Source organism: Streptomyces aureus, assembly GCF_001418135.1.
GTDB lineage: Bacteria > Actinomycetota > Actinomycetes > Streptomycetales > Streptomycetaceae > Streptomyces > Streptomyces aureus_A.
The window spans coordinates 1-8,214 of the sequence record NZ_LIPQ01000553.1 but is presented as its reverse complement, the minus strand read 5'-3'; the positions used below and the strand labels follow the sequence as shown (position 1 = coordinate 8,214).

The 8,214-nt window shown below is 72.5% G+C and carries 6 protein-coding genes and 1 pseudogene; 3 read left to right on the top strand and 4 right to left on the bottom strand.

Annotation, left to right across the window (positions count from 1 at the left end; translation table 11 throughout):
• The first annotated feature begins 93 nt into the window (after positions 1–93).
• Together AOK00_RS33775 and AOK00_RS33770 are read left to right on the top strand one after the other, a co-directional pair.
• Entirely contained in the window at positions 94–1,179 is a 1,086-nt protein-coding gene (locus AOK00_RS33775; protein ID WP_079042336.1) for a potassium channel family protein, read from the top strand.
• Between the two features lie 49 nt (positions 1,180–1,228).
• Positions 1,229–2,215 carry an NAD(P)H-quinone oxidoreductase gene (locus tag AOK00_RS33770; RefSeq protein WP_055603955.1) on the top strand — a complete coding sequence of 329 codons (987 nt, stop codon included), beginning with the start codon at positions 1,229–1,231 and terminating at the stop codon, positions 2,213–2,215.
• Positions 2,216–2,318: 103 nt separating this feature from the next.
• Here the strand turns inward: AOK00_RS33770 and AOK00_RS33765 are convergent, their stop codons facing one another.
• From AOK00_RS33765 to AOK00_RS33750, 4 genes are all read right to left on the bottom strand, one after another.
• Positions 2,319–2,867, bottom strand: a complete 549-nt coding sequence (locus tag AOK00_RS33765; RefSeq protein ID WP_017240334.1) for a bacterial proteasome activator family protein — start codon at positions 2,865–2,867, stop codon at positions 2,319–2,321.
• A 97-nt stretch (positions 2,868–2,964) separates the two neighbouring features.
• On the bottom strand, positions 2,965–5,829 hold the full coding sequence (locus tag AOK00_RS33760; RefSeq protein WP_055603954.1) for an FtsX-like permease family protein: 2,865 nt from the start codon (positions 5,827–5,829) through the stop codon (positions 2,965–2,967).
• Complete coding sequence (locus AOK00_RS33755; protein WP_055603953.1) at positions 5,826–6,560, bottom strand: ABC transporter ATP-binding protein; 735 nt, start codon at positions 6,558–6,560, stop codon at positions 5,826–5,828. The genes AOK00_RS33760 and AOK00_RS33755 overlap by 4 nt, the downstream gene beginning before the upstream one ends.
• Before the next feature lie 192 nt (positions 6,561–6,752).
• Positions 6,753–7,463 (bottom strand): PadR family transcriptional regulator, encoded by a 711-nt coding sequence (locus AOK00_RS33750; RefSeq protein ID WP_055603952.1) that lies wholly within the window; start codon positions 7,461–7,463, stop codon positions 6,753–6,755.
• 375 nt (positions 7,464–7,838) lie between these two features.
• Here AOK00_RS33750 and AOK00_RS39305 point away from each other — a divergent pair.
• A pseudogene (locus AOK00_RS39305) lies at positions 7,839–8,214 on the top strand (hypothetical protein); the annotation flags it as partial.

Below are 8,214 nucleotides of genomic sequence, written 5' to 3'. Positions count from 1 at the left end.
GGCCCCCTCGGCCGCCGGCCAGGGAAGGTCGAGGACATCCAACTCTTGGCCGGCGGCCGAGGGGGCCGTACCGGCCCAAGGAGCGTGTTTCACGTGAAACTTCCCAGCCGTGACGCGATGGCCCGCCACGCGGACGAGCGGATCTCCGGCCCGCAGATCAAGCTGCCGCGCCGGGAGGTCGAGCGGCCCCTGCGCCAGGTCGGCAAGCGGCTCCTGATGGCCCTCGGCGTGCTGGTGGTGACGGTCCTCATCGTCTACGTCGACCGTGAGGGTTACCACGACAACGCCAACGAGACGCTCGACTTCCTCGACTGCGCCTACTACGCGACCGTCACGCTCTCCACCACCGGATACGGCGACATCGTCCCGTACAGCGACTCGGCGCGGCTCGCCAACATCCTGCTGGTCACGCCCCTGCGCGTGCTGTTTCTGATCATCCTGGTCGGCACCACCCTCGAGGTCCTCACGGAGCGGACCCGCGAGGAGTTCCGGCTGAACCGCTGGAGGTCCACCTTGCGCGACCACACCGTCATCGTCGGCTTCGGCACCAAGGGGCGGTCCGCGATCCAGACGCTCTGCGCGACCGGTCTCAGCAAGGAGCAGATCGTCATCGTCGATCCCTCCAACAAGGTGATCGAGACGGCGAACGCGGACGGTTTCGTCGGCGTAATCGGCGACGCGACCCGCAGCGACGTCCTGCTCCGTGCCGAGGTGCAGCGGGCCCGGCAGATCGTCATCGCCACCCAGCGCGACGACACGGCCGTCCTGGTCACCCTCACGGCCCGGCAGCTCAACCGGGGCGCGAAGATCGTCGCCGCGGTCCGCGAGGAGGAGAACGCGCCGCTGCTGCGCCAGTCCGGCGCGGACGCGGTCATCACCAGTGCCAGCGCCGCCGGGCGCCTGCTCGGACTCTCGGTGCTGAGCCCCAGTGCCGGCACGGTGATGGAGGACCTCATCCAGCAGGGCTCCGGTCTCGACCTGGTCGAGCGCCCGGTGACCAAGAGCGAGGTCGGGAAGAGCGTGCGGGAGACCGGTGACCTGGTCGTGAGCGTGCTGCGCGGCCACCGGCTGCTCGGTTACGACGACCCCGCGGCCAGCCCGCTCCAGCTCACCGACCGCGTGATCACCATCGTGCGTGCCGCGCCGGTCACCCCGCTCAGGACGCCGCCGGAGGACTGAGCCCGGAGGACCGCGCCCCCGGCCGGTGCCCGGGAGTAGCCTCGCCGCCATGTATGCGATCACGATTCCGGAACCCGGTGGTCCCGAGGCCCTCGTCTGGGCCGAGGTGCCCGATCCCGTACCCGGTGAGGGCGAGGTCCTCGTCGAGGTGGTGGCGAGCGCGGTCAACCGCGCCGATCTGCTCCAGCGCCAGGGCTTCTACGACCCGCCGCCGGGCAGCTCGCCGTACCCCGGCCTGGAGTGCTCGGGCCGGATCGCCGCGCTCGGCCCGGGGGTGTCCGGCTGGGCCGTCGGCGACGAGGTCTGCGCGCTGCTCGCCGGCGGCGGTTACGCGGAGAAGGTCGTCGTCCCCGCGGGGCAGCTGCTCCCGTTGCCGGAGGGCGTCGACCTGGCCACGGCCGCGGCGCTGCCCGAGGTCGCCTGCACCGTGTGGTCCAACATCTTCATGATCGCGCATCTGCGTCCCGGCGAGACGCTGCTGGTGCACGGCGGTGCGAGCGGGATCGGCACGATGGCGATCCAGCTGGCGAAGGCGGTCGGGGCGCGGGTCGCGGTCACCGCCGGTGGCCCCGAGAAGCTGGCGCGCTGCGCCGAGCTCGGCGCGGACATCCTCATCGACTACCGCGAGCAGGACTTCGTCGAGGAGCTGGCCAAGGCGACGGACGGGGCGGGTGCGGACGTCATCCTGGACATCGTCGGCGCCAAGTACCTGGAGCGGAACGTGAAGGCGCTGGCCGTGAACGGCCGGCTCGTCGTCATCGGCCTCCAGGGCGGAGTCAAGGGCGAGCTGAACCTCGGGGCACTGCTCGCGAAGCGCGCCGCGGTCATGGCGACCACGCTGCGGGCCCGCCCGGCGGACGAGAAGGCGGCGATCGTGGCCGCCGTACGGGAGCACGTCTGGCCGCTGATCGGCGCGGGCACGGTCAGGCCGGTCGTCGACCGGACGCTGCCGCTGAACGACGCCGCCGAGGGCCATCGGGCGCTGGAGTCCGGCACCCACGTGGGCAAGGTCCTGCTGGTGGCCCCGCAGGGCTGACGCGGACCTCAGGGCCGCGGCGGGCGGTCCCTCCCCGTACAGACGCGTGAGGGGCCCGGCACACAGCGTGCCGGGCCCCTCCGCGTACGTCCTCCGCCGCGGCCTACAGGTACGGCCCCGAGCGGACCGCGTGGCCGTGGCCGCGGTCGTCGTCGTCATCGTCGTGCGACGCACCCGGCGGGAGCGCCCTGCGCATCTGCTCCAGCTGGGCGCGGGCCGCCATCTGCTGGGCGAAGAGCGCCGTCTGGATGCCGTGGAAGAGGCCCTCCAGCCAGCCCACCAGCTGAGCCTGCGCGATGCGCAGCTCCGCCTCGGAGGGGATCGCCTCGTCCGTGAACGGCAGGGAGAGACGCTCCAGTTCCTCGACCAGCTCGGGCGCGAGCCCGTCCTCCAGCTCCTTCACGGAGCTTGCGTGGATGTCCTTGAGCCTGACCCGGCTGGCCTCGTCGAGAGGTGCCGCGCGTACTTCCTCCAGGAGCTGCTTGATCATGCTGCCGATCCGCATGACCTTCGCAGGCTGCTCGACCATTTCCGTCACCGGGACCTCGCGGGGTTCGTCGTCGCCCTGAGTGCCGCCGAGCGCCATCCCGTCCTGTCCCACGATGAGGACCTGGGGGCTCTCCTGCGACCTGTCATTCCTCGGCATCTCCATGCCGCCATTCTCTCGTACACATGCGTCACCACGGGGTGTGCCCCCGCACGAGGGTGATCCACCCTCGTGCGGGGGCACAGGACGACAACGAAGACCGTCAGGTCGCCTCGCGCCGGGACAGCGCGCCGCGTGAGCGGGTCACCAGGGCGGCGAGCAGCGCGGCACCCACGGGTACGGCGACGAGCAGGCCGGCGAGGGTCTCCCAGGGGATGACGATCGGGACGTACGGCACGTCCGAGGCCGCGCTCCAGCCCTGGGCGACGGAGTCCTCGTGCCAGCGGATCTGCTGCCGCTCCTCGTTGAGCCGGAGGCCCATCGCCGGCAGCACTCCGGCGGCCGAGCCGAGGAGTACGCCCATCGCGGCGACGACGCCGCACTGGAAGCCGCTGAGGGTCCGGCGGACCCGCGGCGGGGCGCCCACGGCGGCCAGCGTCTTCAGATCGGCCTCGGCGTCGGCCTGGGCGAGCCCGGTGGCGATGCCGGCGGCGCCGACGGTGACGAGCCCCGCGAAGATCGCCAGCGACAGCAGGATGAGGCTGTTCTTGTTGACGAACCCTTCCTCCACACGGAGCTCGACGTTGCTGCCGAGCTTGGTGAGCTCGCCGTCGAGCTTCTGTCGTGCCTCGGTGTCGGGCAGCCGGTCGGTGCTGGCGTACGTGCCGAGCGGCGCCGTCGCGAGACCGGCGGCCTTGGCGGTGGCCGGGGTGATCAGGGCCTGGAGGCCGTAGGACTTCTCGTCCCCGGGCACCTGGTAGGCGGGCAGGGAGACGACTTTGCCGGGAGCGGGCCTGCCCTGCTCGGAGGCCTTGTCGGCGGCGGCGAGGTCGGTGATCTGCTTGATCCCGTACGTGCCGTTCTTGTCGACGTTCACGGGGTTGAAGCTGACGACCTTGCCGTCCGCGAGAGCCTTCACGGTCGCAGGGTCGTCGAGGCCGAGCACCTTCAGGAGCGCGGCGTCACCGACGAGCAGCCCGCCGTCGGAGACGTACATCCCGCCGCTCCGGCCCTCCTTGCACCGCCAGTCGTCGGTGAGCATCTTCCGTCGCTGCTCGGGCGTGTACCTCTCCGAGGGGTCTCCGCCGCCGGGGACCGTCGCGTACATGGGGCACTCGTTCGCCGGGGGGACGACGACCTCGAAGCGGCCGCAGCCCGGGCCGCTGTCCCACGGCTGGCAGCTGGGCTTGCCGACCGCGACGCGTGCGACATCCGCGCGGACGTCGACGGGGACGTACCGCTCGATCGCCTCGCGGACCGCGGGGACGTCGCGGCCGCCTTCCTCCGTGACGAACGCGGCGACGGTTCCGTGCGGCATCTGAGCGGTGTACTCGGCCCGCTGCTGGGCCTCCTCGCTGGCCATGTACGTGGAGACGGCGACCGTACCGGCGACGGCGGCGAGGACGGCGGCGACGGCGGGAGCCGTACGGCCCCGGTTGCGCACGGCGTCCCGCAGCGCGAGCCGCGGCGACAGCGGCAGCCAGCGCCCGGCCCGCCCGAACAGGCCCACCAGGGCCGGGGTCATGGCGACGACGCCCAGCTCGGCGATGGCCGAGCCGCCGGCCACGACGATGAACTGCTGGGTGATGAGGGAACCGAAGAGCGCGATGGCGCCGCCGATCAGGAGGGCCGCGAGGCCGATCAGCGGCAGCACCCGGCTGCTGCGGCGGACGCCGCGCCGGCCGGTGAGCGAGGCGAGGACGGTCTGCCGGGAGGCGGTGATCGCCGGCACGATGGCGGCGAGCAGGCCGGTCAGCACGGCGAGCAGTGCGATGCCGAGGATTTCGAGCGGCCGGATGTCGAACGCTCCGAACCGCTGGCCCATGGTCTCCTCAAGGTACGGCTGGAGCACCTTGGTGAGGATCAGGGCGAGGACCGTACCGGTGACCGCCGCGGCGACACCGATGACCAGACCACCGCTCAGCACGATGGCCCGGATGTGGCTGCGGGCACCGCCGTTGGCACCGACCAGACCGAGCTGGCGTCGCGAGCGACGGGCGCCGACCGCGAAGGCGGGCCCGGCGAGCAGGCAGATCTCCAGCATCGCCAGACCGACGACGGTGCCGAGGGCGGCGAGTTTGGCGGCGTTGGCACCCGCGCTGGACTCGAAGTCGCCCCAGTTCTCCTTCTGGTAGAGCGGTACCTCGGAGTTGGCGGGCGGGTCGAGGATCACGGCACGCGAGGCGACGATGACACCCTTGGTGTTGAGCTCCTTGACCATGTTCCACGTGAAACCACCGGACTTGCGCACCAGGTACGTGGTGTTGGTGTCGGGCTTCGGCAGACCGGCCTTCTCGACGGCCTTCGCGTACGGGGCGAGGAAGGCTCCGGGGAGCGCGTTGACCTGGACGGCGTTCAGGTCGTCGGGGATCTCGTAGGAGCCGACGATCCGGTACGGGCGGTCGAAATTGCGTGCGGAAAGGGTCGAGCCGACCGACAGACCGCTGCTCTCCAGGAAGTGCGAGGTAGCGACGACTTCGTCGTTCTTCTCCGGGTAGCGCCCCTCCAGAAGGGTCGTGATGCCCCGGGCGATCGGATCGGCCGCCTTGAGCTCACGCACGTGCGTCACGAGCAGACCGTGCTTCGTCGTCAGCTTGGCCGTGCCGGAGCTGTCCGTGAGGACCGTGGAACCCGCGGGGAAGGTCTTGGTGACATCGGTGGGGCCGCTCGGCCACGCCGTGTTCTCGTAGTCCTTGGCCGTCGTGTTCATCTCACCGATCGGGTCCTGGAAGATCGGTGCCCCGCCGTAGCCGGAGTCCTTGAACTGGGCGTCGGCCGCGCCGATCAAGCGGTCCGCCCGCTCGGCGGGGGACAGCTCGGAGCTGCGGAAGGTCAGGTCGAGGGCGCTGACACCCAGGATCGGCAGGGCGATCATGGCCAGGACGAGGGCGCTGCGGCCCTTGGAACGCCAGGCGTCGCGGCGGGCGATCCGGATCGCGGCCCGCCAGGAGTGGAGCCAGGTCTTCACGCCTCAGCCACCTGGCCCGACAGCAGGGAATCGGCCTCGCTGCGCACGGTCTGGTCGACGATGGCGCCGTCCCGCAGGAACACGACCCGGTCCGCCCAGGCCGCGAACCGCGGCTCGTGGGTGACGAGGACACCGGCGGCGCCGGCGTCGCAGCGGCTGCGGAGCAGGGCGAGCACGGACTCGCCGGTCTCGGAGTCGAGGGCGCCGGTCGGCTCGTCGGCGAGGACGAGCCGGCGCTCGCCGACGAGCGCGCGGGCGATGGCCACCCGCTGCTGCTGCCCGCCGGACATCTCGTCCGGGAAGCGGTCGGCGAGGTGGCCGAGGCCCATCTCCTCCAGTGCCTTGAGGGCCTCGACGCGTGCCTTGCGGGAGGAGGTCCCGTCCAGCTCGCGCGGCAGGGCCACGTTCTCGGCGGCGGTGAGGGCGGGGATGAGGTTGTAGTCCTGGAAGACGTAGCCGATGCTGCGGCGGCGCAGGGCCGCGAGCTCCTTGACGCTCGCCGTGGTGATGTCGGTGTCCTCGACGATCACGCGGCCCGAGGTGGGGGCGTCGAGGCCGCCGGCGATGGTGAGGAGCGTGGACTTGCCGGAGCCGGACGGGCCCATGACGGCGACGAGTTCACCCGGGTACACGGCGAGGTCGATGCCGCGCAGGGCATGCACCTCGGTGGCACCCGCGCCATGGACGCGGGTCAGGTTCTGGAGTTGCAGCACGGGCTGCTGTGCGGACATGAGGGGTCCCCCCTTGGGCGTACCCGGCGGTCGGCCGGGTACGGGAGCGAGCGGTGGAAAGGTGACGCGGGAGTGGTACGGCGGGCGGTGCGCGGGCCGTACGGCGGGTGATGCGGGGGCCGTACGGCGGACGACGTGCGGGCCGTACGGCGGGTGATGCGCGAGTGGTGCGGGTGGGGCGCGACCGTGCGGTCAGCGCGCCCCTCCCGCGGGTGACGCGGCCTCGGTGGGCGTCGCATCGACGCCGTTCGGGGCGGTCGCGGTCGACGCCCCGGCGGTACCGCCGGAAGCAGCCCCGACAGCGCCCCCGGTGGCGCCCCCGGCCGTGGTCGCCGTGGCGGACCCGGTCTCCGCGGCCGTCGCCGAGAGGCGGATCAGCCGGGACTCGCAGTGGTCCAGCCAGCGGGCCTCGGCCTCGGTCTGGAAGATCAGCTGCTCCAGGACGAGCAGCCAGGCGACGTCGTCCCGCTCGCGCGCCCCGCCGGTCTCGACGGCGATGAGCGCCTGGGCCTTGAGGCGGGTGTAGTCCTGCATGGCCTTCACGGTGTGCCGGCGCTGGGACTGGATGACGTCGCGGATGTCGACGTTGGGAGCGCCGACGGCCATGGCGAGCTTGATGGCCAGCTCGTCACGGGCGGGGCTGGTGCGGTCCACCGGCTTCTCGAACCAGGTCCTGAGTTCGGCGCGGCCGCTGTCCGTGATCGCGTAGAGCGCGTGCCCGGCCGCGTCCTCGCCGCCCTGGGCGACCATGCCGTCGCGTTCGAGCCGGCTGAGGGTCGTGTAGACCTGGCCCACGTTGAGCGGCCAGGTGGAGCCGGTGCGGGACTCGAACTCCGTACGGAGCTGGGAGCCGTACCGAGGGCCGCGTTCGAGGAGGGCGAGAAGCCCGTGGCGGATCGACATACTCAGTATGTATACCGGGTATGCCGTCGCGGACAACCGTCCTGAGACGGAAGGGTCACGTCCGCCTCAAGGGGGACCCGGGCGGGCCGAGGGGCTCAGCGGCGCCGCATCCGGAGCCCGAGGAAGCCGATTCCGAGCCCCATCAGGGCAAGGCCAACCCCCAGGGTGAGAACGGGAATCCGCTGGTCGCCGAGGGGGGACGTGGACTCGGCCGCCATCCGCGGCGCGGCCCCCGGCCGGCTGGCGGGCGCCGCCTCCGGTACGACGGCCTCCTCCTCGCGTACCCCTTCGACTTCCTGTTCGACGGGGTCGGGGCCCTCGGAGCTCTCCGGGTCTGTTGCAGTTTCGGTACGAGAGGACTCCGGCGGCGGGGTCGTGTCTCCCGCCGGGGGGATCGGCGGCACGGAGCGTCCGGGCCTCGGCCGCCCCTCACCCGCGGGCCGGCCCGCCAGCGACGCGGAGCCGTCGGGAGAGGGCGCGTCGCTGGGTTCGGCGCTCGGCGCGGCGGGGGACGCCGCCCCGGTGCCGGTGGGCGCGGGCGCGGGAGGCGCGGGTGTGCCGGCGGCCCCGGTCCGCCCCGGAGAGGCTGAGGTGGAGGAGGAAGCGGAGGGCGTGACCGTCGGTGAGGACGGGAGCGGCGCGGAGGCCGACGGCGCGGTCGGGGCCGTGGCTCCCACCGAGCTGCCGGGCGCCTCGGCCCCGTACGCGAGCGGCTCCCCGTACAGGGCGCACGCGCAGGCGAACACGCAGG